The following is a 23,935-nucleotide window of genomic DNA, read 5'->3' on the forward strand; positions in this document are numbered from 1 at the left end:
CGGCGCGCGCCTCAGCCGCGCCTTCTCGCGACGACCAATAGCCCCGCAAGGACGGCGCAGAGCAGGCCGAGTGACAACGGCAACCCGTGGTGTCCCGTCACTTGCATGACAAGTCCCGTTGCTGGCGAGCCAACCATGCCGCCAAGGCCCCAGGCGAAGGCAAAGGCGGCGTTGCCAGCGATCAGGGTCAGGCCGCTGAACCGCTCGCCGAGCTGGATCAGCGACAGAGTATAGATCCCGAACGTCACCCCGCCCCAGACGAAAACAAGCGGCCAGATGAGCCAGCTTTCGAACAGCCATGGCAGCAGCAGGCAGCCGGCCAGGGAGGAAAGCACGCAGAACAGCATCGTCTGCGTCGATCCCCTGCGTTCGGAGAGGCGCCCGAGCAGGATCTGCAACGACGCGTTGCCGGCAATGAAGCAGGTCATGAGCGGCGCGACGCGCTCCTCATTGCTGCCAAGCGCTGCGCCATAGACCGCAAGCAGCGAAAGCAGGGTCTGCTCGAAGGCCGCAGCCGTTGCGACCGCAAACAGCAGCAAAGGCGCCAGCGCGAAAAACCCGGCGACGGACGTTGCTTCCCCATCCTGCGGCACCGCCGGCAGGCGCGACACGAGGGCAAGCAAGATCAGGCCGCAGGCGACAAAGGCCACGATGCCGATCAGGAACGGCGACCAGCCCGCCGTTCCGACCATCCCGAGCGACAGCGGCCCTATGGCGAAACCGGCTGAAACGACCGAGGAATAGAGACCCATGATGCGGCCCCGGCGGGACGCGGGCGCAATGGCCACCAGCCAGGTCTCGCTGATCACGGATAGCGGATTGGCGAAGACGCCCAGCAGAAAGCGAAGCGGCATCCAGGCCCAGACGTCCTCAGTCCACGCAATGGCGGCAAGCGTGCTGGCGGCCAGCACCGAACAGAGGATCGCGAGCCGGGCACCGCCCAGCCGCCGCGAAAGCATCGGGATCAGAGGCGCCGACAGGATGAACCCCAGCGGCGTCATGGCCGCTGACAGGCCGATCAGGGCGGGTGCCGTCCGCTGCCGCTCCAGGATGAAGCTGAGCAGCGGATAGGTGAGCCCCTGCGCCACGGCAAAGACGGTAACGGTGGCGATGATACCCGCCATCGCCGCCCAGGGGGCCTGATCCTCGCGGAACGTCGTGATCACCTCGCCAAGGGTCGGCGCCGGTGGCGGTCGCTGGTCCGATGTCATTGCGCGGCTCATCTCAAAGCACTTGCCAGAAGGGCCTGGCGAGCTCCTCCTCGACTTGACGTCGCGTCAGGCCGATATCGTCGATCAGATGCGGATCGCCCTTGAGCTTTCGATCGAGCTCTAGGTGAAATTGGTTCCGTTCACGCCAGGCGGCGACCATCCGTTTCAGCGTCTCGACAGGGGAATGCGAACGCGTCGGGCTCCTCGGCGTCTCAGGCGCCGCGGCCTGAGGCGATGCAATGGGAGAAAAGGGGGCGTTGTTCATGACAACCTCGCTATCGGCTTTGAGGGTCGGGGGGACCCTCGATCTGAAGGAGGTTGGATTCTGCGGAATAGGATCGGCGCCGTACTTAAGCCCTTCCAAAAAGTTCTCAAAAACTTCCAAACGGGCTATAGATCGCCGCATGCAGGATACACGGTTTGCCTTTGGTCCGTTCGTGCTTGATCCGGGTGCGGGAACGCTCCTGCGGAACGATGATCCGGTTGCGGTCGGGCATCGCGGCGTGAAGCTGCTTGCGGCGCTCGTGGAAAGGCCGGGCGAAATCCTCGCCAAGACCGAGCTGATGGACGCGGCCTGGCCGGGTACGGCCGTCGAGGAAGGCAATCTCACCGTACAGATCGCACAGCTCAGGAAGCTGCTCGGCCGGGCTGCCGACGGCGGCGAGTGGATTTCAACGGTTCCGCGCATCGGCTACCGTTTCATGGGCAGTATCGAGCGGCTGGCAGGCGGGCGAAAGCCGCTGCCGTTGCCGGGCCGGCCTTCGATCGCGGTGCTGCCCTTCGTCAATCTCAGCAACGATCCCGATCAGGATTCCTTCGCGGACGGGCTGACGGAGGATCTGATCACCGATCTCTCCCGGAGCGGTGGTCTGTTCGTCATCGCCCGCAATTCCACCTTTGCCTACAAGGGCAGGGCGATGGATGTACGCGCGATCGCCGAAGACCTCGGCGTGCGCTACCTTCTGGAAGGAAGCGCAAGGCGCGCCTCCGGACGCGTGCGCATCAACGCCCAGCTGGTCGATGCGCTGAGCGGAGAGCACCTCTGGGCCGAACGCTTCGACCGCAACCTGGAAGACATCTTTGCCGTTCAGGACGAGGTGACGGCCAAGATCGTCGAGGCGTTGCTCGGTCGGCTGCGTACCCCGCCGTCACGCAATCGCCCCAGGAGCCTCGAGGCCTATGATCTCTGCGTGCGGGCGCGCAAGCTGATCGACGATTCGCCGCAGACCGCCCGGGAAGCGCATCTGATGCTCACTCGCGCCGTTTCGCTCGACCCTGATTATGCCGAGGCCTATCGCTGGCTCGCCATGAACCACTGGATGGGGTGGGTGCACTGGGGCGAGCCAATCGTACCGACCCGCGGCATCGCCCTGGAATTGGCGCGCAAAGCCGTCGCGATCGATCCCAACGACGCAGGTTGCCGCTGGGTGCTGGCCAATCTGCTTGCCTATGAGCGCAACTTCGCCGAGGCCGACGCGGAATTTGCCAGGGCCATCGAGCTTGACCCGAACGAAGCCGACACCTGGGCGACATTGTCCGACATCACGATCCTGGCAGGCCGGGTCGAGGAAGGGCTGGAGCACATTCGCAAGGCGTTCCGGCTGAACCCCTATCCGGCAAGCTGGTACTATCTGACACTCGGCCAGGCGCAGTATGCGGCCGGAGACTACGAAGCCGCGGTCGAGACGCTGCGCAAGGACGAGACCTACCGCACCAGCTCGCGTCGCTTCCTGGCGGCGAGCCTCGCGCAATTGGGGCGGTTCGACGAGGCACGCGCCGAGGTCGACCTGTTCCTCGTCGCCAACCCGCATTTCACGACCGGTTTCTGGGCGACGACCGAGCCGTTTCGTGACGCAGCGACGCTCGCGCACTTCGTGGACGGATTCCACAAGGCCGGCCTTCCGGACTGATGTTGTCTCAGGCCGTCGGGCCTTGCCGACCTCAAAAAAGAAACCCCGGCGAGGTGTCTCGCCGGGGTTTTCTAGAGAAGCTGGGTCGTCAGTCAGCGGCTTTGCCGCTGCCGTCACTCTGCGTCGGCGGTCCTGAGCGCATCGAGTGCCGGCATCGACGTAATGTTGTAGCCGGAATCGACGTAGTGGATTTCGCCGGTCACGCCGCGCGAAAGGTCCGAAAGAAGGTAGAGGGCCGAGCTGCCGACATCGTCGATCGTGACAGTGCGGCGCAGCGGCGAGTTCTTCTGCTGCCAGGAAAGCATCGCCCGGGCGTCGGAAATGCCGGCGCCGGCAAGCGTGCGGATCGGGCCCGCCGAGATCGCGTTGACGCGAATGCCGCGAACGCCATAGTCGGCGGCGAGATAGCGCACCGACGCCTCGAGCGCTGCCTTGGCGACACCCATGACGTTGTAGTTCGGCATGACGCGCATCGAGCCGCCATAGGTGAGCGTCAGCATCGAGCCGCCCTCATCCATCAGTTCGGCAGCCCGCTTGGCGATCTCGGTGAAGGAGAAGCAGGAGATCACCATCGTGCGGCTGAAGTTGTCGCGCGAGGTGTCGGCGTAGAGGCCCTTCAGCTCGTTCTTGTCCGAAAAGCCGATGGCATGAACGATGAAGTCGAGCTTGCCCCAGCGTTCCTTGATCGCATCGATGACCGCATCGACAGACGCAATGTCTTCGACATCGCAAGGAAGCAGGAAGTCGGAACCGAGCTCGGCCGCCAGCGGCTTGACGCGCTTACCCAGCGCCTCGCCCTGAAAGGTGAAGGCCAGTTCCGCGCCTTGCGCTGCAAGCGCCTTGGAGATGCCCCAGGCAATAGAATGGTTGTTGGCCACACCCATGATGAGGCCACGCTTTCCAGTCATCAGTCCCGTCATGGTGTTATCCGTTGTAGCGCTGGAAGACGAGCGTTGCGTTGGTGCCGCCGAAGCCGAAGGAGTTCGAAAGAACCGTATCGATCTTGGCATTGTCGATGCGCTTACGAACGATCGGAACGCCATCGAATTCCGGGTCGAGTTCGCTGATATGCGCGCTTTCGCCGATGAAGCCCGCCTGCATCATCAACAGGCCGTAGATCGATTCCTGCACGCCGGCCGCACCGAGCGAGTGACCCGTGAGCGACTTGGTCGACTGGATGTGCGGCATCTTGCTGCCGAACACTTCGCGGATCGCGCCGATTTCCTTGCTGTCGCCAACCGGGGTGGAGGTGCCGTGGGTGTTGATGTAGTCGACCTCGCCCTTCACGGTCGAGAGCGCCTGACGCATGCAGCGGATCGCGCCTTCGCCCGACGGAGCCACCATGTCGTAGCCGTCGGAGGTGGCGCCGTAGCCGACGATTTCGGCGTAGATCTTCGCGCCGCGGGCCTTGGCGTGCTCCAGCTCTTCGAGAACGAGAACGCCTGCGCCACCGGCAATGACGAAGCCGTCGCGGTTGGCGTCATAGGCGCGCGAAGCCGTCGCCGGCGTTTCGTTGTACTTCGACGACATGGCGCCCATGGCGTCGAACAGGTTGGACATTGTCCAGTCGAGGTCTTCGTGACCCCCGGCAAACATCACGTCCTGTTTGCCCCACTGGATCATCTCGGCGGCGTTGCCGATGCAATGGGCCGAGGTCGAGCAGGCCGACGAGATCGAATAGTTGACGCCGTGGATCTGGAACCAGGTGGCAAGCGTCGCCGACGCCGTCGAAGACATCGCCTTCGGAACGGCGAACGGGCCGATGCGCTTCGGGCTGACGTTCTTGCGGGTGATGTCGGCCGCTTCAACGATGGTGCGGGTGGACGGTCCGCCCGAGCCCATGATGATGCCGGTACGCTCGTTGCGGGCGATGACGGCTTCTTCCAGACCGGAGTCGGCGATCGCCTGCTTCATCGCCACGTGGTTCCAGGCGCCGCCCTGAGACAGGAAGCGCATGGCACGGCGATCGACGAGTTCGGTCGGATCGAGCGACGGCGCGCCCCAGACCTGGCACTTGAAGCCATTCTCGGCGAAATCGGGAGAAAACGTGATGCCCGACTTGGCATCGCGCAACGACGCCGTAACTTCGTCTGCATTGTTCCCGATCGAGGAAACGATGCCGAGGCCCGTGACAACAACCCGTCTCATGGTACTGACCTTTTCTTTATTTCGTTGGCTGCGGAAAGGCCTGGATTTTACTCGGCCTTATCCTTCGACAGGCCGACGCGGAGGTCGGTTGCCTGATAGATAGTCTCGCCATCGGCTTTCAACCAGCCGTCGGCCGTGCCGAGCACGAGCCGGCCGCGCATGACGCGCTTGAAGTCGATGCCGTACTCGAGAAGCTTGGTATGGGGACGCACCATGCCCTTGAACTTCACTTCGCCGGTGGAAAGCGCCATGCCGCGGCCGGGCTCGCCAAGCCAGCCGAGGTAAAAGCCGGTCAGCTGCCACATACCGTCGAGGCCGAGGCAGCCGGGCATGATCGGGTTGCCCTGGAAGTGGCAGGGAAAATACCAGTCGTCCGGCCGCACGTCGTATTCGGCGCGCAGGTAACCCTTGTCGAAGGCGCCGCCGGTCTCGGAGATTTCGGTGATGCGGTGGACCATCAGCATCGGCGGCAGCGGCAGCTGGGCATTGCCGGGGCCAAACAACTCACCACGGCCGCAGGCCAGGATTTCCTCATAGCTGAAGCTGGATTGTCTGGTCGTCATGAATAGATGTTTCCCCGCGTAACAAATTGTGTTGTCCGACCTGCTTTAGAGCAAGTTCGGCTTGAAATGAAGCGTGGCGACCCGGATCTTGCGGTTTTCCGTCCGGTCTCCATCGCTTCTGATGGCGATTTCACTCCGCCGTCGCTTACAGGATCAATGTGGGCGCGACCAGAGTTAATTGCCAGCATTCCCCGAGTTTGACCGGTTTTTCGGGCTTTGCAACGCCTGTCAGGGCTGGAATCTATTGAAAGGCGAGGACGTAAAAGTTATATCGCGGAGGAAGTATTGTGAATTTCGCCGGGATACATGGAACGACCCTTGATGACGAAAGCAACAGAAGTGAGTTCGGAAGAAAGGCTACGCCACTCAGGCCTGCGTCCGACCCGTCAACGCGTTGCCCTCGCCGATCTGATCTTTGCCAAGGGTGATCGCCACCTGACCGTCGAAGAACTGCACGAAGAGGCCGTCATGGCCGGCGTGCCGGTGTCGCTGGCGACCGTCTACAACACGCTGCACCAGTTTACCGAAGCCGGCATGATCCGCGTGCTGGCGGTGGAAAGCGCCAAGACCTATTTCGACACCAACGTGTCGGACCATCATCACTTCTTCGTCGAGGGCCAGAACGAGGTTCTCGATATTCCGGTCAGCAACATCCACATCGACAACCTGCCGGAACCGCCCGAGGGCATGGAGATCGCCCATGTCGACGTGGTCATTCGTCTGCGCCGTAAAAACGACCGCTGATCCGGCGGCCACCGTCATGGTGGCCGCGATGGCGATCGATCGCCGCTATTCCGTCACCGTCAGATTGGCGCGCATGCCGGCCTCGTAGTGTCCTTTGATGTTGCAAAGGAGCACGTAGCTGCCCGGCGCGAGCTTGGCTTTCAGCTGGCCGTCGGCTCCGGGCTTCAGCTCGGAAACCTCGCCGAGGCTCTTGAGCTGCTTTTCGTCGACCCGATGCTTGGCCGCGATGAGATTGATCTTCTGGTCGGCTGATTTCAGCTTCACCAGCACCATCTCGTGCTCTTCCGTCATGGCGTCGTTGTGCACCAGGAAGACAGTCTCTCCGGCCTTTATCGTCGACTGGTCGAGTGTCAGTGTCATCGGGCCGCCCGCTTCACCACCTTCGACGACCTTGACGGTCGTGGCGGCAAATGCCGGCGAGGCCATGCAAAGAAGGGCGAGTGCGGCAAGCTTGTTGCTGAAGAAACGCATGCTGTATCCCTTTCGCTGAAGCCGCCCGGGTGGCGGCCGACACCGCATCAACTACGATACCGGCGCTGTCCGCCGCCTGTCATAGGCACGCACGTGCGAAAGGCTCACATCACGTCGTCCGGATCGCGGCCCGGCAGCGCCTTGCCGGTCGGCAGCGTCCATCCGAACTTGAGCGCACCGGCACGCACGGCAAAGGCCGAGGCCACGCCGAGCGTTGAGGCGGCCACAAGTGGTAGTCCTACCATCGTCGCCAGCACGTAGGCACTGGCACCGATCAGCGCTGCCGTCACATAGACTTCCGGCCGCAGCAGCACCGAGGGTTCTCCGGCCAGCAGATCGCGAAGCACGCCGCCGAACGTCGCCGTCAGCATGCCGGTAACGAGCGCGACGCTCGGCGACCCCGTCGCTGCATAGCCTTTCGCCGCACCCATCACGCAATAGGCCGACAGCCCGATCGCATCGAGCCAGACGAGGACCCGGTAGCGGGAATCGAAGAGATGGGCGGTGAAGAACAGGAGAACGGCGACCGTCGCGCAGACCAGAAGATAGGTCGGATTGGTGACCCAGAAGACGGGCGTTGCGCCGAGCACGACGTCACGCATCGTGCCGCCGCCGATGCCGGTGACCGAGGCCAGGAACAGATAGCCGATGATGTCGAGTTGCTTGCGCGAGGCCGACAGCGCCCCGGTTGCGGCAAACACGGCCACACCGGCATAGTCGAGGATTTCGAGGATCGGCATGGGCGCTCCGTTTCAGCCCGATTGGCTCCCGCAGATCATTAGCGCACCGTCGGGATGAAGTCAGGAGGCGCGCTGCCGTTTGCTGCACTGGGGCGTGTCATGGTCGTCTAGCGCGGCAGCACCGTCTGAGTGCGGCCGAGCAGGTAATAGGCGACGAGCCCGGTCCATTCCTTGGCGGCCGTCGTCGTCAGCTGCGCGTTCAGTGAGGGCTGGGTGAAATCGAAGCCAAGCCACACCTTGCCGCTGGTGCGGTAGTCGGTCGGCCAGGGCAGGACGTCGATGTCGTTGGCGCGGAACAGCCCGACGGAGCGCGGCATGTGATACGCCGAGGTGACGAGCGCACATTGCGTCAGCCCGTTTGCGGCCAGAAGATCCTTGGTGTAGCGCGCGTTCTCGAAGGTGGTGCGCGAATCTTCCTCGCGGATCACCCGATCGGCCGCAATGCCGAAGATGTCGAAGAACGCCTTCGAGGCCAGCGCATCGCCCTCGTAGGCGCCGCTGATCGAGCCATCGCCGCCGGAGACGAGGATTCGTGCTTCGGGATAGCGCTTGGCGAGGCTCGCTGTCTCGATGAAGCGGTCTGCTGCCTGGTTGAGCTCCGTGCCGCCGCGGCTTGCCATGACTTCGTTTTCGAAGGCCCCGCCGAGCACAATGATGCAGGAAAGCGCTGTCGGCGGCGTCGGGCGCACAAATCGATCCTCAAGCGCTTGCAGGGCATAGGGGCCAACGGTGGTGAACAGGCTGACGAAAAGAACCAGCGCGCCCAGGCTGCCGAGAACGGCGCCGATGCGTCGCCAGCCGATGGCCGTCGCAAGCAGCCCGGCGATGACGGCGAGCAGCGAGAACGACAGCGGCTGCACAATGAGCCAGAAGATTTTCGAGATCAGAAACATGGCACCAGCTTCTGCGTTCCGCTGCTTAACAAATCATGAATGCATGGCGCGCGGCCGGATGTTGCGCGCGAAACGGCTGTTCGCGTTCGCGCAAGGTAACGCATGCATCATGTTCATCCGAACGTTGCGTGGGCGGCCCCGGCCACCACTTTCATTTGAAGCCGAAAGGAGTATCATCCGCGAGATGACCACGATAGCCGGCTTCCGATCGCAGCTGTTTCGTGCCGCCAACGAGGTCCATGACCTCACCCCGGTGCAGGCACAGCGTTTGCTTGAAGGCGCAGTGGCGCTGATCCGCTGCATGCGCGAGCAGACGGGCATGGAACCGAACACCGAAGCGCCGGACGTGACCAACATCCTTCTGGATATTGCCGGTTCCATACCCAAACGGTCCGAGCGCGAAATCCGCAATGCTCTGCTCGAATCCGCCGACATCATCCGGTTGCTGACGATGATCCTGGATTCGCTGGACGAAATGGCCGCGAACGAAGGTCCCTGAGGACTGGGTACTGATCAATCGAAGGAAGGTTTTGGTGGAGCTAAGCGGGATCGAACCGCTGACCTCTTGCATGCCATGCAAGCGCTCTCCCAGCTGAGCTATAGCCCCATATCGGGTTCCGGCGAGGCCGGTCCGGGAAGCTCGTCGAGCTGTTGTGCTCGGCGAGTGGCGGCTTATTACTTCCCCTTTTTGAGGATGGCAAGCCGAAAAATGCGTGGCCCGTGGATTTATTTATTGTCCGGGCCGTTTTTCTCCCGTCCGGGCCACTTTGGCCGAGGACGGGAGCATTTCTTTGTCATTTGAAGCGCTTAGACGTCTTCTTCGTCGTCCGACACGCCGATGAGGTCGCTCATGTCGTCGTCATCGTCTTCGTCGTCGGTCTGCAGGAAGGTGTCGTCATCGTCGTCGCCGTCGATTTCGACGTCGTCGTCGCCGAGATCCGGCAGGTCGTCGCCGCCCGCTGCCTCATCATCGGCATCCTCGAGCGAAACGAGTTCGACTTCGGTGTTCTCTGCGTCGACTTCCGTTACCTCTTCTTCTTCTTCCTTCTCGAGCACCTTGGCGACCGAGGTTTCTTCGAAGAAGGACAGCGGATAGGACTTGCCGGTGTAAGGCGAAACGATCGGATCACTGTTCAGATCGTAGAATTTGCGCCCCGTTTCCGGGTCGATGCGCTTTGTTCCAAGTTCCGGTTTTGCCACAGTCAAAGCCTCTTGAATGGCCGGCCGAGCCGGCGCTTGCCGGAAAGCCGGCGGGTGGAAAGGGTATCAAGCTTATGATGATTAGCCGGTCCCCATAATCGTCTTGGCCGCATCTGTCAAAGACAAATCGCCAAAGCCCCGGCGTTGCTGGCTTTCCGGCTCTTGCCCGCCCCTTGTGGCGCTCCTCGAGCGGCCGCAATTTATGGAAACACGCAGCGAGGGTGTGATAGGAGTGCCGCGGTGCGGGCGCGGTTGTGCCCTTCGGTGAGAACGCCCTTTCGGGCCAGAGGATGCCGCATGTCTCATGGATCGGGCCCGAGACCCGCCACTGCCCGAAAGTCCGCCGATCTGCGCGGCTCGATCCGCATCCCCGGCGACAAGTCGATCTCGCACCGGGCGCTGATGCTGGGCGGGCTTGCTAGCGGCGAGACGCGCATTACCGGCCTGCTACAAGGCGCGGACGTGCTGGCCACCGGCCGCGCGATGCAGGCGATGGGGGCCCGCATTCGTAAGGAGGCCGATACCTTTATCGTCGATGGTGTCGGCAACGGTGCACTGCTTGCGCCGGAAGCGCCGCTCGATTTCGGCAATGCTGGCACAGGCTGCCGTCTGGCGATGGGGTTGGCGGGCGTCTACGACTTCGAAACGACATTCCTTGGCGATGCTTCGCTCAGCCGCCGGCCGATGGCGCGGGTTCTCGAGCCCTTGCGTGAAATGGGCACGCAGGTGAGGGCCGCCGCAGGCGATCGCCTGCCGGTGACCCTACGCGGACCGAAGACGCCTGCCCCGATCACCTATCGCGTGCCCGTCGCCTCCGCACAGGTGAAGTCGGCGGTCCTGCTTGCCGGTCTCAACGCGCCCGGCATCACCACTGTCATCGAACCGGTCATGACGCGCGATCATACGGAACGGATGCTGGAGGCATTTGGCGCCGCGCTCTCTGTCGAGACCGACGTCAGCGGCGTCCGTACGATCCGCCTTGACGGTCGCGGCAAGCTTACCGGCCAGGAGATCGACGTGCCCGGCGATCCCTCGTCCGCGGCTTTCCCGCTGGTCGCAGCCCTGATCGTCCCAGGCTCGGACATCACGATCACCAACGTGCTGATGAACCCGACGCGCACGGGCCTGATCCTGACGCTTAAGGAGATGGGAGGGGATATCGAGGTGATCGGCAGCAGACAGGTTGGCGGGGAGGACGTGGCGGATCTGCGCGTACGGCACTCGGAACTCAGCGGTGTCACCGTTCCCGAAGAGCGCGCCGCCTCGCTGATCGACGAGTACCCGGCTCTCGCCATCGCCGCCGCCTTCGCCGAAGGGAATACCGTCATGGCCGGGCTCGACGAACTGCGTGTGAAGGAGTCCGATCGCCTCGCCGCCATCGCCGCGGGCCTGAAGCGCAATGGCGTCGATTGCGAGGAGGGCGCCTCGTCGCTGGTCGTGCGCGGCCGTCGCGACGGTAAGGGGCTCGGAAGCGCTGCCGGCGCGACCGTAAACACCCATCTCGATCACCGCATCGCCATGAGCTTCCTTATTTTCGGGCTTGCATCCGAACATCCGGTCACCGTCGACGACGTGTCGATGGTCGCGACAAGCTTTCCTGAATTCATGCACCTCATGACCAGCCTCGGCGCGAGGATCGCGTGAGACCCACGATTCCGGCGGTAACAATGAGATGGCTGCTGACACTCGCGGTCGTGGTTCTTCTGACGTTGCTGACGCAGGTCGGCGGCGCCGTCTGGATCGTCACTCTTGGGCTCCTGCGTCGAAGGAGAGCCGGCGTTGCCGTATTTCTGGCGCTCTTTCTCGGCCTCTATGCGGCAGGGACCGCGCTCAGCTATGCCATTGCGCCGATCTTCGGCCGCGTTCCTCTGCCCTGTTTCGACGACGGCACGTCGCGGCTGAAAATGCAGTCGCCGCTCTTCTGTGTCCTGAACCGCCAATATGTCGTTCCGGAACTGAAGGAAGCGGCCGCTGCCCTGTCACGCCATGTGGATCAGGTATTCCCCGGAACGACCACCTTGGCGCTCGACGCCAACTTTCCGTTCTTCGACGGTTTTCCGCTCTTCCCGCATTTGTCCCATTCGGACGGTCGGAAGCTCGATGTCGCGTTCTTCTATCAGGATGCCGAGGCCGATTATAAGGATAAGGCGACCCGCTCGCCGATCGGCTATTTTGCCTTCGAGCAGCCGCGACCGGACAGCATTCTCCCATGCCGGGATCGCGAAGACCTCTTGACCTTGCGCTGGGACTTGGACTTCTTGCAATCGCTGTGGCGGCCCTTGCCGCTGGAAGAAGGCCGGACCGCAGAGGCGCTCCGCTGGCTCTCGGCCGAGGGGAGCGGTTTCGGCATCGAGAAGATTTTCGTGGAGCCGCATCTGGCGCAGAGACTTGGCGTCGAAGCGGGGTCCATTCGGTTTCAGGGTTGCCGGGCCGCCAGGCACGACGACCACATACATATGCAGGTTGGAAAATGACGTTCACCATCGCTATCGACGGACCGGCCGCAGCCGGCAAGGGCACGCTCTCGCGCCGCATCGCCGAGGAATACGGCTTCCATCATCTCGATACCGGCCTCACCTACCGCGCCACCGCCAAGGCGCTGCTCGATGGCGGCTTGCCGCTCGACGACGAGGCGGTCGCCGAGAAGGTGGCGCGCGAGGTTGAACTGGCCGGGCTCGATCGCTCGGTGCTTTCCGCCCACGCGATCGGCGAGGCAGCCTCGAAGATTGCGGTCATGCCGGCCGTGCGCCGGGCGCTGGTCGAGGCGCAGCGGGCTTTTTCGCTGCGCGAGCCCGGCACGGTGCTCGACGGCCGCGACATCGGCACGGTCGTCTGCCCGGATGCGCCGGTGAAACTCTACGTCACGGCGTCACCGGAAGTCCGGGCGAAACGTCGCTATGACGAGATCATCGGCAACGGCCAGCCGGCCGATTTGGGGGCCATTTTCGAAGATGTGAAGAAGCGCGACGAGCGTGATATGGGCCGCGCCGACAGTCCTTTGCGCCCGGCCGACGACGCGCACTTGCTTGATACGTCTGAAATGAGTATAGAGGCGGCGTTTCAGGCCGCGAAGTCTTTGATCGATGCGGCCCTGATCAAGAAGATCTGAAGAAGAGCCCATCCCCGACACTGTCAGGATCGCTCTTCTTGCATAAGCCTGAAATTCCGTCCACGCGCCGGATTGTCCCTTCGATGGGGCGGACTGGGTTCAGGCCTGTTCAACACCAGCCCCCGGCGCATATGCGTCTCCCCCGTGAGATGCATGCAGGAGATTCCATGTCTGCTACCAACCCAACCCGTGACGATTTCGCAGCGCTTCTCGAAGAATCCTTCGCGAAGACCGATCTCGCCGAAGGCTATGTTGCCAAGGGCATTGTCACGGCCATCGAAAAGGACGTCGCCGTTGTCGACGTCGGTCTGAAGGTCGAAGGCCGCATCGCTCTGAAGGAATTCGGCGCGAAGGCGAAGGACGGCTCGCTCAAGGTCGGCGACGAAGTCGAAGTCTACGTTGAGCGCATCGAAAACGCGCTCGGCGAAGCTGTTCTGTCGCGCGAAAAGGCTCGCCGCGAAGAAAGCTGGATGCGCCTGGAAGTGAAGTTCGAAGCCGGCGAACGCGTCGAAGGCATCATCTTCAACCAGGTCAAGGGTGGCTTCACCGTCGATCTCGACGGCGCCGTTGCCTTCCTTCCGCGCTCGCAGGTCGACATCCGTCCGATCCGCGACGTCACCCCGCTGATGCACAACCCGCAGCCCTTCGAAATCCTCAAGATGGACAAGCGCCGCGGCAACATCGTCGTATCGCGTCGTACGGTTCTCGAAGAGTCCCGCGCCGAGCAGCGTTCTGAAATCGTTCAGAACCTTGAAGAAGGCCAGGTTGTCGAAGGCGTCGTCAAGAACATCACCGACTACGGTGCGTTCGTCGACCTCGGCGGCATCGACGGTCTGCTCCATGTCACCGACATGGCATGGCGCCGCGTGAACCATCCGTCGGAGATCCTGAACATCGGCCAGCAGGTCAAGGTTCAGATCATCCGCATCAACCAGGAAACCCACCGCATCTCGCTCGGCATGAAGCAGCTCGAGTCGGATCCGTGGGATGGCATCGGTGCGAAGTACCCGGTCGGCAAGAAGATCTCCGGTACCGTCACGAACATCACCGACTACGGTGCGTTCGTCGAGCTGGAGCCGGGCATCGAAGGCCTGATCCACATCTCCGAAATGTCCTGGACCAAGAAGAACGTACACCCCGGCAAGATCCTGTCCACGAGCCAGGAAGTCGACGTTGTCGTTCTCGAAGTCGATCCGACCAAGCGTCGTATCTCGCTCGGCCTCAAGCAGACGCTCGAGAACCCGTGGCAGGCATTCGCGCATAGCCATCCGGCTGGCACCGAAGTCGAAGGCGAAGTCAAGAACAAGACCGAATTCGGCCTGTTCATCGGCCTCGACGGCGACGTTGACGGCATGGTTCACCTTTCCGACCTCGACTGGAACCGTCCGGGCGAGCAGGTCATCGAAGAGTTCAACAAGGGCGACGTCGTTCGCGCTGTTGTTCTCGACGTCGACGTCGAGAAGGAGCGCATCTCGCTCGGCATCAAGCAGCTCGGCAAGGATGCAGTCGGCGACGCCGCTGCTTCGGGCGAACTGCGCAAGAACGCCGTTGTTTCGGCCGAGATCATCGCGATCAACGATGGCGGCATCGAAGTGAAGCTCGTCAACCACGAAGACATCACCTCGTTCATCCGCCGCGCTGACCTGTCGCGTGATCGTGACGAACAGCGTCCGGAGCGTTTCTCGGTTGGTCAGGTTGTCGACGCTCGCGTCACCAACTTCTCCAAGAAGGACCGCAAGATCCAGCTGTCGATCAAGGCTCTGGAAATCGCTGAAGAGAAGGAAGCCGTTGCTCAGTTCGGTTCGTCCGACTCGGGCGCTTCGCTCGGCGACATCCTCGGCGCTGCTCTGAAGAACCGCCAGAACAACGAGTAATCGTTGCCTGACGTTTGAATTGGAAAACCCGCGGAGAGCGATCTCCGCGGGTTTTTCTTTCCAACCAAGTCCGAATTGTGAAATCGGCCCCCAGCCCTGGATGGGGCTAGCCCGAGCTTAAGGCTGAACCGGCGTCTTAGCCGAGACCGCCGAGCCTGCGGTAAAGATCGTAGGCGTCGGGCGTTTCCGGTGCCTCGCCCTCCGGCATGGCTTCGCCGGTCGGCTCTCCATCGTCCGGATTTCCGTCGCCTCCCTCTTGTGCCGTTTCTTCCTCACCCGCTGCATCTTCGCCCGCGCCTCCGGGCATGCCGCGCGAATGGTCTTCGCCTTCCACCTCGCCGGCGGTCACTGGATAGGGGATCATCGCGAAGGGGATGGCCTCGCGTGGCAGGCCGTTTTCCACCAGCCTGGCGATCATCTGCTGCACCGTCTGCTCGTCCGTGGCGCGTTGCGGGCGAATGTCCGTGGGTCCGCGCGGTGGTGCAGCGGTCTCATCGGAGCGATCGTCGAGCAGCGACGGCAAGGTCGTGCCGGCGTCCGTTACGGCGCGCTGGCGGGCGGCGGCATCAGCGACGCGCATTCCAGCTTCCTTGGCGGTGGGCTGGGGCTGCGTAGCCGGCTCGTCCGTCTGCTGCGCCGCCGATCCCGGATCGCCATCGGCCGCGCCGGCAGGCAAGGCCACGCTGTCGCGGATGAGCGTCTTGATGGCCTCGGAGAGCACCCGTGCCGAGCGCACCTCCGGATCGTTGCGACCGGCAGCGGTGGTCCTATGGCCGTCTTCTTCGTCGGCATCGGGCAGCGGGCCGTAGGTGCCGTCGGGATCCTCGCCTTCGATCGTGTCGGCAGCCTCCATTTCATCGGCGCCATGCGCTTCAAGCGGTGTTGCGGCACTGTCTTCGGCGGGCGCTTCCGTCTCGCCGTGTCCGACTTCGCCGGATTGCAGGGCCTGCTCGGCCTCGGCGATGGGGCCGGCAAGCGATGCCGCTTCCGCGACCTCGCCTTCGCCCGCAAGCAGAGAGGCAGCGCTTCCGATCGGCCTGTCGCCCAATGGAGCGCTCTTCGCGGCGTTCGCGCGCGCGTCGCCCCGCTCCGTGGGCTTTTCGCTTCGGCTCTTTGATGGTGCTTCGGTTCCGACCTGTTCCAGATCCTCGCCCTGCGGCTCGGTCACATCGTTGCCGACGCTAAAGGTCTTGCGCAGCACAGCCTGTAGAAGTGCAACTTCACCACCGAGCGGCGTTCGTGCCGCGGCCTGGCTGAACGGCAGCGCCGGCTGGAGCGAGGGGTTGCGCAGGATGATGTCGCGCGCCTGCGCCGGCATGGGTGTCGCTGTGCCGTCCGGCGCGCTCGTGCCGTTGCGGATCGCCGGCAGGTCCGCTAGCAGGCCGACGCGGATTGCGAGATTGCGCCCGCCAAGCTGACGCTCCAGAAGCAGCCGGTCGGACGTCGGCATCGATTCGAGGAAGGCCACCAACCGCCGGACGAAATCGCGCCCCCCCTCCTGCGGGAGTGGCGGGAACTTCAGGATGCGCGCGAGATCCTCCATCAGCCGCACCAGCGCGTCCTTCGAAAGGATCTCACGACCGGAAAGATGCCGCGTCAGCGCATCGAGGATCTTCTGTATGGCTTCGCCACGCTGGCTGGCGGTCAATGGTGCTGCAGGCTGCAGCGTCCTTGCGCTCGTCTCTTCCGTGGCGGCCGCGGTTCGAGCCGCCTGGATGGGTATCAGCATTCTGGTCTCCATCTCGCTTGACCTCGGTTTGACCATTCGTCGTGGAACGACGAAACGCGCTCGGGCGCGGTCCGATTTTTCGGCTTGCGCGCGACTTTCTGTTCATGACTTGCGGGTTGGCGCCTCATGCGCGTCGTGGCGAATGGCCAGACAGCCGCGGCTCGGCCGCGGATAGGAGAATCGGCATGATGGTTTGAGGTTAGGGCAAAGAGGTTTATGAATTCTTAACCATGTTTCGGCGCCCGGCATGTCGCAGCCCGGCTTGCGGACGGGTCTGCAAGGCCTATCTTTAAGGGAGCCGCTCTGCAGGCTCGAATGGTGTCTGTGCAGGAGTTTCGGATGACAGTCCGTCCCCCAAAAGCCCTAGGCCCGAACTTCTCGACGGCCGGCGCCTTCAACGTGCTCGAATACGAATTGATGTCCGAGCGCGCCGATGCGCTTGGCCGGCATGGCCTCAAGGTCGAAAAGGCGCTTGCAGCGCTTGCGGCATTGAAGGGAGATGTGGCGAGGGATCTACGCGAGCGGGTGCTCGACGAGGCGGCCGATGCCGTATGGGCCTTCCTCATTCAGCGGGAGATTTGCGGCCTGCGTGACAGCCGCGATGTGGTTCGCCGCTATGGCATACCCAAGGAGGTCATGGCGCGGCTCGGCATCGTGCGCCGAACGCCGTCAGAGGCTTAGCGCAGCGAGCCTATAGAGGCCGTTGTCGTCGAAGCGCAAAAAGGGGTCGGCTGCCGTGCGTTGGTCGGCAATATCTTCCATCTCGTCCTTGAGGTGGAGCGCCCGCAGATGCTGCTCCTCTTCGTCGAGCGACAGCTTGTCGGTTCTGCGCGTCGGGTCACCGCGCAGGCTGTTGAGCTGGGCTTCCTCGGTCGACGCAGGCTCCGTCGCGCTCTTCAGGCGGTCGACGGCATTTGCGGCTTGTGCAGCGCTTTGAGGTCCCTTGTCACTCGTCTCGCCGAGCGCAACCTTCAGTGCGTCGTTTTCCGGGCCGCCGGGGTTTTTGAGCGCCTCGACCAGCTCCGTAAGCGACAGTCCGAGCTTGTCGAGCCCCAGTTCTTCCTCGATTTTCGCAATGGCGGGCGATTCCAGCTGCTTCAGCTGGTTCTCGATTTCCCTTGCAAAGGCGGAATCGGACTTGAACGTTTCGCGCTCGATGTCGAAAAATTTTCCGACCTCACGGATGAGCACGGCGCGGTTGTTGTTGGCGTCGTTGCGAGCATGATCGAAGAAATAGCCGTTGATCTTCTCGTTGGCGGCCTTTTGAGCGCCATCGGGCTCGACCTGCGCCCTCAGGAGCCGGTCGTCCTTTGTGCTCTTGGCCTTTTCTTCTTCCTCCGTCTGCCGCTTTTCGATGTCCTTGAGGATCGAGCCGACCAGATTGGTCGTCGCGGTGGCGGCAGATTGCTGGGTCGGAAGCAGCATGATTCATCCTGGCAGCACAGTGGATCGTTTTGAAACGGTAGGCTCTTGCAGTTAATGCCGGTTTAACTGGCGCTGCCGAGATGTTGGGGCACGCAAGCGCCGGTGATGGCGCGCAAAACTTCTAACTCCCGCTAATGCGGGGCGGAGAGAAGGTGCGCAGGCGGTATGGCCAGGCCGCGCCCCAATTAGGGCGCTAGAGCGTTTCTCGTGCGTTCATGCGGACGCGCCGCGCTCTAGCGATAGGGCGAATAGCAGACCTTGTAAGCGCCGCCGTAGCTCAAGAACCGGTTGGTTGCCGGATTGTAGGAACGGTAGCGCGACAGGCACCAGCTGACATGGGCGTTGCCGCCACCGACATACCGATCGCGATAGTAGTAGTTGCCGCCGTAGTAACGGCGGGGATAATAGCCGCGATTGTAGCCGTAGCGGGGATAGTAGCCGTAGCGGGGGTAGTATCCGCCGCCATAGTAACCGCCGCCGTAGTATCCGCCCGAGCCGAAGTAGAGGGTCAGGCCGGAGCCGCCATAGTAGGGGCTACCCCATCCGCGTCTGTAATAGGGGCCTCCCCAACCGCCGCGCCAGCCATATCCGCCATATCCGCCGTAACGGCGGTGGTAATACTGCGCATTCTGGACGTCGCCTTGTGCCTTGATCTGAAGGTCGGGCGCCTGAAGCGGCATCGCCTGCGCAGGTCCGACGGGGGTGATCAGGGAGGCGGCGGCCAAGCTGCAGCCGATAACGAAATTGCGAAATCCCGTCATTTTGTCCTCGCTTTCGGAAAGCACTGCCTTCCGGTTGTGTCCCTGTCTGTATTACGTTTGCATTTCTTGGTTTATTCATGGCAATGGGCAGGGAGCGTGCAGAAGGGAGCCTCGGAGCTCCGGCCTTTGGCCAACTTGCCCGGAAAGCGCTTGTCCCGCGTGCGCGCCGTTTTGTTTCTGTCCCTTTTTCGCCCGGCAGCGGGCAGCGGAGAATGCGATGCAGTTGAAGTTTGGTACCAGCGGCCTGCGTGGCCTTTCAGAGGAACTGAGGGGTGAGCCTTCGGCCCGCTACGCGACCGCGTTTGCGCGCTATCTTCTGACGTCCGGGCGCAGCCAGCCGGGTGACCCGATCGTGATCGCCCGCGACTTTCGCGATTCGAGCCCGGAAATCGCGGCAGTCTGTGCCTCGGCACTCGCGCGCGAAGGACTGCGCGTCTTCGATTGCGGCACGGTGCCGACGCCGGCGCTTGCGCTTTATGGCCGCGAATGCGGAGCGGCCGGTCTGATGATCACCGGCTCCCATATCCCGGCCGATCGGAACGGCATCAAGTTTTATCGGCCGGATGGCGAAATCGACAAGGAAGATGAAGTCGCCATCAGCCGGATTGCCGATGAAATCGCCGGGCAGATCGTGCCGGTCGCCAATCAGGGGATTGGTGAGGACCATGCGTCCCGCGCATCCTCGCTCTTCATCCAGCGAAACCGGCAGTTGTTGCCCGCCGGCGCGCTCGCCGGCCTCAAGGTCGGCGTCTACCAGCACAGCACCGTCGCGCGGGATCTTCTCGCCGATCTGATCGCCTTCTTTGGCGCCGAGGTCGTCGCCCTTGGACGTTCGGAACACTTTATCCCCGTCGATACCGAAGCGGTGTCCACCGACACGATCGAACGCCTTCAGGAATGGGCCCGCGAACACCGGCTCGATGCGATTGTCTCGGCGGACGGCGACGGCGACCGGCCGCTGGTCGCGGACGAGAACGGCTTGCCGCTGCGCGGCGATCTCCTCGGGCTGATTGCCTGCGGCTTCCTCGGTGCGACGCTTGTCGTCACGCCGGTCACCTCGAATTCGGGCCTGGAGCGCAGGGAAGGGCTCTCCGTGCTGCGTACCCGCGTCGGGTCGCCCTTCGTGATCGCCGGAATGCAGGAGGCCCTGGACGAGGGGTCGACCAAGGTCGCCGGCTTCGAGGCCAATGGCGGCACGTTGACGGCCAGCCCCTTCGTCGTCAACGGCGCAACCCTCCAGCCGCTGCCCACTCGCGACTGCGTCCTGCCGATCGTCGCCGCACTGGCTGCGGCGGCAGAGGCCAAACTCTCGCTGTCGGTGCTGGCCGCCTCCTATCGGCTTCCCGTGGCGCTCAGCGACCGGCTCGAAAACTTCCCGGTCGAAACCAGCGCCCGCCTGATGGCCTATTTGCGCGGCGGCGACGAAAATCTCGCGGCATTCCTGGCGCCGATCGGCCGGCCGGTCGCCGTCAGCGATATCGACGGGCTGCGGGTGACGCTTGACGACGGTCGCATCGTTCACTTCCGCCCCTCCGGAAATGCACCGGAGATGCGTTGCTATGTCGAGGCGGACACGGCCGAGGCGGCCGAGGGACTGCTGTCGAGCGGTCTATCCACAATCCGGCATTGGGCAAAAACCGCCTCGAACTGAGTTTTTTGTCCTCCGACACGAAAACTTCAAAAAGCCTGTTGACACTTCGACTCGAGCCTTTTACACACCCGCTCGTCGCCCAGATGGCGGAATTGGTAGACGCGCCAGCTTCAGGTGCTGGTACTCGAAAGGGTGTGGAGGTTCGAGTCCTCTTCTGGGCACCAAATTCCCAAACCAAATCTTTGATTTGGTTTTGAAAAACCCCGGTTCGCCGGGGTTTTTTCGTTTCTGGTGTTTGTCCGGATTCCGTGGCGATTTCCTGCCTTCCGAGCCTCGCTCTTCGACCAGGATGGTTGCATGCTCAGGATATTTTCGCGTGGTGCGCCTTGAAGCTTGGGCCGGCAGCATTGATATTCTATCGGCTATGAAGGGCAGGCTTTCCGCGTGAGGGCGGTCCCATGTTATCGTCCGCCGGGGCGGCGGCTTTGAGAAGGACGAAGCGATGTCTGAGACACGTCGCAAGCTGACGACCATATTCTCCGCGGACGTCCAGGACTACACGCGGCTGATGCGCGCCGACGAGGAGGGCACGCTCGCCACGTTGAAGCGCCATCGCGATGCCATGGGAAGGCTCATCGAGGCGCATGAGGGCCGTGTCGTCAACACCTGGGGTGATGGACTGATCGCCGAGTTTCCGAGCGTCGTGGAAGCGCTGCGAACCGCGATCGACGTGCAGAACGAACTCGCCGGCTGCAACGAGAAATGCGCGGCCGACGAGCAGATGCTGTTTCGCATCGGCATCAATCTCGGCGACGTGATCGCCGAGGGCGACGATCTCTACGGCGACGGCGTCAATGTTGCAGCCAGGCTGCAGGCGTCCGCGCCGGCTGGCGGCATCGTCATCTCCAACACCGTGTACGACCAGGTGCGCAACAAGGTCGCCGTCGGTTTCGATTTTCTGGGGCCTCTTGAGGTCAAGAACATCGATGGCGGTGTGCCGAGCTATGCTGTGCGCATCGGCGCGGACGATCCCCGTCCGACCTTTGCCGCCGAGACCTTCGGCCGCCGTGCTGAAGCAGCCGCTGCCGAGGCGGCCAAGCCGCGTCCGGAGCCGGTGGGCGTGATTGCGGCAATCAGGAGCGGATCGCTCCCGGTTCTCTACATCGTTGCCGCTGGCTTGGTCGCTCTCAACCTGTTGACCTGGAACGGAACCTTCTGGTCCGTCTGGCCGCTGCTTGGCCTCGCCATCCTTGCCGGCCTTGCCTGGATCAAGACCAACCCGTGGGTGGACCGCAGCATCGGCATACTGGTGCTCTCGGGATTGGTGCTTCTCACCATCAATCTCTTGACCTGGCGCGGCGTCTTCTGGGCCGTCTGGCCACTGCTCGCCTTCGCCGTGGTCGGCGGCATTCGCTGGGTCACCCGGCAGAACCGCCGCCTCGGCTCCTGACGTCTATTCGCGGCTTTCGGAGCCGGCCGACAAGTTGTCGTGTGTCTTCGGGCCGTCATCGAGGGCTTCCGGCTCTTTCGGCTCCGCGTCCAGCACTTCGTAAATCTCCAGGGCCGAGGCCCGGCCCTTGGCCTGCGCTGTGCCGAGCGGCCGGAAGTGGATCGTGCCACCCGTATGGGCAACGACCGCGCCGCTCGCCATGATCATCGTGCCGTAGTTCTTGTTCATGCCCTCGAGGCGCGAGGCGACGTTCACCGTGTCGCCCATGGCGGTATATTGCAGCCGCTCCTTGGCGCCGACATTGCCGACGACGGCGGTGCCGGTGTGAATGCCGAAGCGTGTGCGGAACTCCGGCAGTCCTTTCTTGCGCTGTGCTTCGTTGAAGATGCTGAGGCGCTGCTGGACCGCGAGCGCGCACCGACAGGCATTCTCGGCGTGTTTGTCGTCCGGTGCCGGGGCGTTCCACATGGCAAAGACCGAATCGCCGAGGAACTGGATGATCGTGCCGTCGTGCTCGCCGACCGTCTCGCTGAAGATATCGAAATACTCCGACAGCATCGCCACCACCTCCTCGGGCGAATGCCGTTCGCTGAGCGTGGTGAAATCGTAGATGTCGGTGAAGAGCGCGGTGACTTCCTGACGCCAGGCGGAGCGGCCGCTGAAATGGCCGGATTCGATGCCCTTGCGCACCAGTTCCTTCGGCACATAGAGCGCAAAGGTGAAGATTGCATCGCGGGCCCGGTTCATGGCGCCGCCGAGGGTCGAGATTTCGCTGACATGCGAGGAAACATCGATCGGGGTGGTGAAGTCGAGGTCCTGCAGCCGGTTGGCGCTGGCGGTCAGCTGGTTGAGCCCCTTGGTAATCAGATGCGCCAGTACCAGCGAGGCGAGTACCGCCAAGGCTACCACGGCCCCGGAAATCGCCAGCCCCTGAACGAGCGTCTTGTTGGCGTCCGCCATCAATTCGTCGAGCGGTGCGGCCACCACGGCGCGGTTGCCGGAGAGAAGCAGCGCGGATTCGAGCGGCGTTACCATGACGAGGTAGGTGCGGTCCCCGACTTGGACGAAGTCGGCCTTGCCGGGCGCTGGTGGATGTTGGCGGATGCTCTGGATCAGCGGGTCGCTGTCGGCCTGCACGATCGGGGCGTCCTTATCCTTGGCAGCCATGATGCGTCGCATCATCACCCGGTCGGAATGGATGATCGGCCGGCCGACGGCATCGAGGATGAAGGACACCGAACCAGCAGTCAGCCGTTCGCGGGCGAGGAAGTCGGTGATCGTATCGAGCACGACATCGGCGCCGATGACGATCTGCGGATTGCCGCGATGCGCCTGCGAGATGGTCATGCCCAGTGTTTCGGTGGTGGCGCTTTCATAGGGTCCAGTCGAGACCGCGGCCTTGCCGTTGACGGCCGCGCGATACCAGGGTCGCGTGCGCGGGTCGAAGCTCGATGGCGGTAGCCGCCGTTCGGAGAATTGCGTGCCGTCCTTGTCGACGAAGAGAACGCGCTGGAGCGGCTTGCCGTTTGAGTCCCTTTCCATCGAGCGCACCGCAATGGCGGCGCCACGGGGCGCGTCGAGCGCCATGCGCCAGGCAACCTGCTTGAGGTCGACGACCTGAAAGAAGGCGCCGTTGGGGTAGCCGACATAGACCCCATCGATGTGCGGCGAGCGGGTGATGCCTTCACGAAGCACCGCCACCTTGTCGTTCATGCGCTCAGGCGGGGGCACGAGGAAGGAATTGGCGACGGAGGAGACGAGATTGACGAGGGCGGAAGTGTCGCCCGAGAGCACGCCCAGCCGGTCGACAAGGCGGTTCATGAAGCCGCGCATGTTGGCCTCGGCATCAGCGATCGCGGCGTTGCGCGAGCGATGGTAGTCGAGCCCGACAAGCGTCGCGGAAACCACGATCAGCATGGCGACCATGACGAGGCTGAACAGCGATCGCAGCGAACTGTTCCAGCCATCGCGTGCTTTGCCTTGTCGAGCGCCGGGCGCCGTGTCTACCATCGCGTTTCTCTGATTCCGTAACGATGCCTCGGCGACGACCTTAACGTGCAAGGTTGATCGCATGTGCAAGAAAAGTTAAATGCGAATCCCATAAAACACGTTAATC

23 protein-coding genes and 2 tRNA genes are annotated in these 23,935 nt (G+C 63.0%); 11 read left to right on the plus strand and 14 right to left on the minus strand.

The window, feature by feature from the left end; all coding sequences use genetic code 11:
- Positions 1–11: 11 nt before the first annotated feature.
- The gene (locus tag BLU15_RS15175; protein WP_090296413.1) at positions 12–1,211 is read right to left on the minus strand and encodes an MFS transporter; all 1,200 of its coding nucleotides are present in this window, start codon (positions 1,209–1,211) and stop codon (positions 12–14) included.
- 13 nt (positions 1,212–1,224) lie between these two features.
- Positions 1,225–1,476, minus strand: a complete 252-nt coding sequence (locus BLU15_RS39985; RefSeq protein WP_060519868.1) for a DUF1127 domain-containing protein — start codon at positions 1,474–1,476, stop codon at positions 1,225–1,227.
- Between the two features lie 139 nt (positions 1,477–1,615).
- On the opposite strand from BLU15_RS39985, the gene BLU15_RS15185 reads away from it, so the two are divergent.
- Positions 1,616–3,121, plus strand: a complete 1,506-nt coding sequence (locus tag BLU15_RS15185; protein ID WP_060519517.1) for a winged helix-turn-helix domain-containing tetratricopeptide repeat protein — start codon at positions 1,616–1,618, stop codon at positions 3,119–3,121.
- 113 nt (positions 3,122–3,234) lie between these two features.
- On the opposite strand, the gene fabI is transcribed toward BLU15_RS15185, so the two are convergent.
- From fabI to fabA, 3 genes are read right to left on the minus strand one after another with little or no spacing between them, the layout of a single operon-like run.
- Entirely contained in the window at positions 3,235–4,041 is an 807-nt protein-coding gene (fabI, locus tag BLU15_RS15190) for an enoyl-ACP reductase FabI (protein WP_029742377.1), read from the minus strand.
- A 4-nt stretch (positions 4,042–4,045) separates the two neighbouring features.
- On the minus strand, positions 4,046–5,269 hold the full coding sequence (fabB, locus tag BLU15_RS15195; protein ID WP_029742378.1) for a beta-ketoacyl-ACP synthase I: 1,224 nt from the start codon (positions 5,267–5,269) through the stop codon (positions 4,046–4,048).
- A gap of 47 nt (positions 5,270–5,316) precedes the next feature.
- Positions 5,317–5,832: a 3-hydroxyacyl-[acyl-carrier-protein] dehydratase FabA gene (gene fabA, locus BLU15_RS15200; protein WP_029742379.1), complete on the minus strand. Its 516-nt coding sequence runs from the start codon at positions 5,830–5,832 to the stop codon at positions 5,317–5,319.
- Positions 5,833–6,153: 321 nt separating this feature from the next.
- Between fabA and irrA the strand changes: the two genes are divergently transcribed.
- Positions 6,154–6,576, plus strand: coding sequence for an iron response transcriptional regulator IrrA (gene irrA / locus BLU15_RS15205; protein WP_029742380.1), 423 nt, complete (start codon positions 6,154–6,156; stop codon positions 6,574–6,576).
- A 45-nt stretch (positions 6,577–6,621) separates the two neighbouring features.
- On the opposite strand, the gene BLU15_RS15210 is transcribed toward irrA, so the two are convergent.
- The 3 genes from BLU15_RS15210 to BLU15_RS15220 all read right to left on the minus strand — a co-directional run bounded on the left by BLU15_RS15210 (position 6,622) and on the right by BLU15_RS15220 (position 8,680).
- Positions 6,622–7,047, minus strand: coding sequence for a plastocyanin/azurin family copper-binding protein (locus BLU15_RS15210; RefSeq protein ID WP_034804743.1), 426 nt, complete (start codon positions 7,045–7,047; stop codon positions 6,622–6,624).
- Positions 7,048–7,151: 104 nt separating this feature from the next.
- The gene (locus BLU15_RS15215; protein ID WP_029742382.1) at positions 7,152–7,787 is read right to left on the minus strand and encodes a trimeric intracellular cation channel family protein; all 636 of its coding nucleotides are present in this window, start codon (positions 7,785–7,787) and stop codon (positions 7,152–7,154) included.
- Positions 7,788–7,894: 107 nt separating this feature from the next.
- Positions 7,895–8,680 (minus strand): YdcF family protein, encoded by a 786-nt coding sequence (locus tag BLU15_RS15220; protein WP_090296217.1) that lies wholly within the window; start codon positions 8,678–8,680, stop codon positions 7,895–7,897.
- Between BLU15_RS15220 and BLU15_RS38935 the strand changes: the two genes are divergently transcribed.
- Positions 8,649–9,179 carry a hypothetical protein gene (locus BLU15_RS38935; protein ID WP_134885618.1) on the plus strand — a complete coding sequence of 177 codons (531 nt, stop codon included), beginning with the start codon at positions 8,649–8,651 and terminating at the stop codon, positions 9,177–9,179. The genes BLU15_RS15220 and BLU15_RS38935 overlap by 32 nt on opposite strands.
- Before the next feature lie 32 nt (positions 9,180–9,211).
- Here the strand turns inward: BLU15_RS38935 and BLU15_RS15230 are convergent.
- Positions 9,212–9,287 (minus strand) — tRNA-Ala (locus BLU15_RS15230).
- 200 nt (positions 9,288–9,487) lie between these two features.
- On the minus strand, positions 9,488–9,880 hold the full coding sequence (locus tag BLU15_RS15235; RefSeq protein ID WP_029742385.1) for a TIGR02300 family protein: 393 nt from the start codon (positions 9,878–9,880) through the stop codon (positions 9,488–9,490).
- Positions 9,881–10,177: 297 nt separating this feature from the next.
- On the opposite strand from BLU15_RS15235, the gene aroA reads away from it, so the two are divergent.
- From aroA to rpsA, 4 genes are all read left to right on the plus strand, one after another.
- Positions 10,178–11,524, plus strand: coding sequence for a 3-phosphoshikimate 1-carboxyvinyltransferase (aroA, locus tag BLU15_RS15240; RefSeq protein ID WP_090296221.1), 1,347 nt, complete (start codon positions 10,178–10,180; stop codon positions 11,522–11,524).
- A 23-nt stretch (positions 11,525–11,547) separates the two neighbouring features.
- A complete protein-coding gene (locus BLU15_RS15245; RefSeq protein WP_090296222.1) occupies positions 11,548–12,354 on the plus strand; it encodes a hypothetical protein in 807 nt (268 codons plus the stop codon).
- Complete coding sequence (cmk, locus tag BLU15_RS15250) at positions 12,351–12,989, plus strand: (d)CMP kinase (protein WP_090296225.1); 639 nt, start codon at positions 12,351–12,353, stop codon at positions 12,987–12,989. The genes BLU15_RS15245 and cmk overlap by 4 nt, the downstream gene beginning before the upstream one ends.
- Before the next feature lie 149 nt (positions 12,990–13,138).
- Positions 13,139–14,863 carry a 30S ribosomal protein S1 gene (rpsA, locus tag BLU15_RS15255; protein WP_082005877.1) on the plus strand — a complete coding sequence of 575 codons (1,725 nt, stop codon included), beginning with the start codon at positions 13,139–13,141 and terminating at the stop codon, positions 14,861–14,863.
- A gap of 136 nt (positions 14,864–14,999) precedes the next feature.
- Here the strand turns inward: rpsA and BLU15_RS15260 are convergent, their stop codons facing one another.
- Positions 15,000–16,592: a hypothetical protein gene (locus BLU15_RS15260; protein WP_090296227.1), complete on the minus strand. Its 1,593-nt coding sequence runs from the start codon at positions 16,590–16,592 to the stop codon at positions 15,000–15,002.
- A 339-nt stretch (positions 16,593–16,931) separates the two neighbouring features.
- Between BLU15_RS15260 and BLU15_RS15265 the strand changes: the two genes are divergently transcribed.
- The gene (locus BLU15_RS15265; RefSeq protein WP_029742391.1) at positions 16,932–17,273 is read left to right on the plus strand and encodes a DUF6665 family protein; all 342 of its coding nucleotides are present in this window, start codon (positions 16,932–16,934) and stop codon (positions 17,271–17,273) included.
- On the opposite strand, the gene BLU15_RS15270 is transcribed toward BLU15_RS15265, so the two are convergent.
- Both BLU15_RS15270 and BLU15_RS15275 read right to left on the minus strand, forming a co-directional pair.
- Positions 17,262–18,017, minus strand: a complete 756-nt coding sequence (locus BLU15_RS15270; protein WP_034804720.1) for a hypothetical protein — start codon at positions 18,015–18,017, stop codon at positions 17,262–17,264. The genes BLU15_RS15265 and BLU15_RS15270 overlap by 12 nt on opposite strands.
- A 233-nt stretch (positions 18,018–18,250) precedes the next feature.
- Positions 18,251–18,778, minus strand: coding sequence for a BA14K family protein (locus BLU15_RS15275; protein ID WP_089043344.1), 528 nt, complete (start codon positions 18,776–18,778; stop codon positions 18,251–18,253).
- 223 nt (positions 18,779–19,001) lie between these two features.
- Here BLU15_RS15275 and BLU15_RS15280 point away from each other — a divergent pair, with 223 nt between their 5' ends.
- From BLU15_RS15280 to BLU15_RS15290, 3 genes are all read left to right on the plus strand, one after another.
- On the plus strand, positions 19,002–20,429 hold the full coding sequence (locus tag BLU15_RS15280) for a phosphomannomutase (protein ID WP_176960295.1): 1,428 nt from the start codon (positions 19,002–19,004) through the stop codon (positions 20,427–20,429).
- A gap of 77 nt (positions 20,430–20,506) precedes the next feature.
- Positions 20,507–20,593, plus strand: a tRNA-Leu gene (locus BLU15_RS15285).
- Between the two features lie 278 nt (positions 20,594–20,871).
- A complete protein-coding gene (locus BLU15_RS15290) occupies positions 20,872–21,819 on the plus strand; it encodes an adenylate/guanylate cyclase domain-containing protein (RefSeq protein ID WP_029742396.1) in 948 nt (315 codons plus the stop codon).
- Between the two features lie 3 nt (positions 21,820–21,822).
- Here the strand turns inward: BLU15_RS15290 and BLU15_RS15295 are convergent, their stop codons facing one another.
- On the minus strand, positions 21,823–23,829 hold the full coding sequence (locus BLU15_RS15295) for an adenylate/guanylate cyclase domain-containing protein (RefSeq protein WP_090296231.1): 2,007 nt from the start codon (positions 23,827–23,829) through the stop codon (positions 21,823–21,825).
- Positions 23,830–23,935: the final 106 nt, after the last annotated feature.

The sequence above is a fragment of the Ensifer sp. YR511 genome (assembly GCF_900103045.1).
GTDB classification, from domain to species: domain Bacteria; phylum Pseudomonadota; class Alphaproteobacteria; order Rhizobiales; family Rhizobiaceae; genus Ensifer; species Ensifer adhaerens.

Coding starts and splice junctions, on each gene's coding strand:
- BLU15_RS15175 (WP_090296413.1), bottom strand. CDS start 1,211: ATGACATCGGACCAGCGACCGCCACCGGCGCCGACCCTTGGCGAGGTG.
- BLU15_RS39985 (WP_060519868.1), bottom strand. CDS start 1,476: ATGAACAACGCCCCCTTTTCTCCCATTGCATCGCCTCAGGCCGCGGCG.
- BLU15_RS15185 (WP_060519517.1), top strand. CDS start 1,616: ATGCAGGATACACGGTTTGCCTTTGGTCCGTTCGTGCTTGATCCGGGT.
- fabI (WP_029742377.1), bottom strand. CDS start 4,041: ATGACGGGACTGATGACTGGAAAGCGTGGCCTCATCATGGGTGTGGCC.
- fabB (WP_029742378.1), bottom strand. CDS start 5,269: ATGAGACGGGTTGTTGTCACGGGCCTCGGCATCGTTTCCTCGATCGGG.
- fabA (WP_029742379.1), bottom strand. CDS start 5,832: ATGACGACCAGACAATCCAGCTTCAGCTATGAGGAAATCCTGGCCTGC.
- irrA (WP_029742380.1), top strand. CDS start 6,154: ATGACGAAAGCAACAGAAGTGAGTTCGGAAGAAAGGCTACGCCACTCA.
- BLU15_RS15210 (WP_034804743.1), bottom strand. CDS start 7,047: ATGCGTTTCTTCAGCAACAAGCTTGCCGCACTCGCCCTTCTTTGCATG.
- BLU15_RS15215 (WP_029742382.1), bottom strand. CDS start 7,787: ATGCCGATCCTCGAAATCCTCGACTATGCCGGTGTGGCCGTGTTTGCC.
- BLU15_RS38935 (WP_134885618.1), top strand. CDS start 8,649: ATGAGCCAGAAGATTTTCGAGATCAGAAACATGGCACCAGCTTCTGCG.
- BLU15_RS15220 (WP_090296217.1), bottom strand. CDS start 8,680: ATGTTTCTGATCTCGAAAATCTTCTGGCTCATTGTGCAGCCGCTGTCG.
- aroA (WP_090296221.1), top strand. CDS start 10,178: ATGTCTCATGGATCGGGCCCGAGACCCGCCACTGCCCGAAAGTCCGCC.
- BLU15_RS15245 (WP_090296222.1), top strand. CDS start 11,548: ATGAGATGGCTGCTGACACTCGCGGTCGTGGTTCTTCTGACGTTGCTG.
- cmk (WP_090296225.1), top strand. CDS start 12,351: ATGACGTTCACCATCGCTATCGACGGACCGGCCGCAGCCGGCAAGGGC.
- rpsA (WP_082005877.1), top strand. CDS start 13,139: ATGCATGCAGGAGATTCCATGTCTGCTACCAACCCAACCCGTGACGAT.
- BLU15_RS15260 (WP_090296227.1), bottom strand. CDS start 16,592: ATGCTGATACCCATCCAGGCGGCTCGAACCGCGGCCGCCACGGAAGAG.
- BLU15_RS15265 (WP_029742391.1), top strand. CDS start 16,932: ATGACAGTCCGTCCCCCAAAAGCCCTAGGCCCGAACTTCTCGACGGCC.
- BLU15_RS15270 (WP_034804720.1), bottom strand. CDS start 18,017: ATGCTGCTTCCGACCCAGCAATCTGCCGCCACCGCGACGACCAATCTG.
- BLU15_RS15275 (WP_089043344.1), bottom strand. CDS start 18,778: ATGACGGGATTTCGCAATTTCGTTATCGGCTGCAGCTTGGCCGCCGCC.
- BLU15_RS15290 (WP_029742396.1), top strand. CDS start 20,872: ATGTCTGAGACACGTCGCAAGCTGACGACCATATTCTCCGCGGACGTC.
- BLU15_RS15295 (WP_090296231.1), bottom strand. CDS start 23,829: ATGGTAGACACGGCGCCCGGCGCTCGACAAGGCAAAGCACGCGATGGC.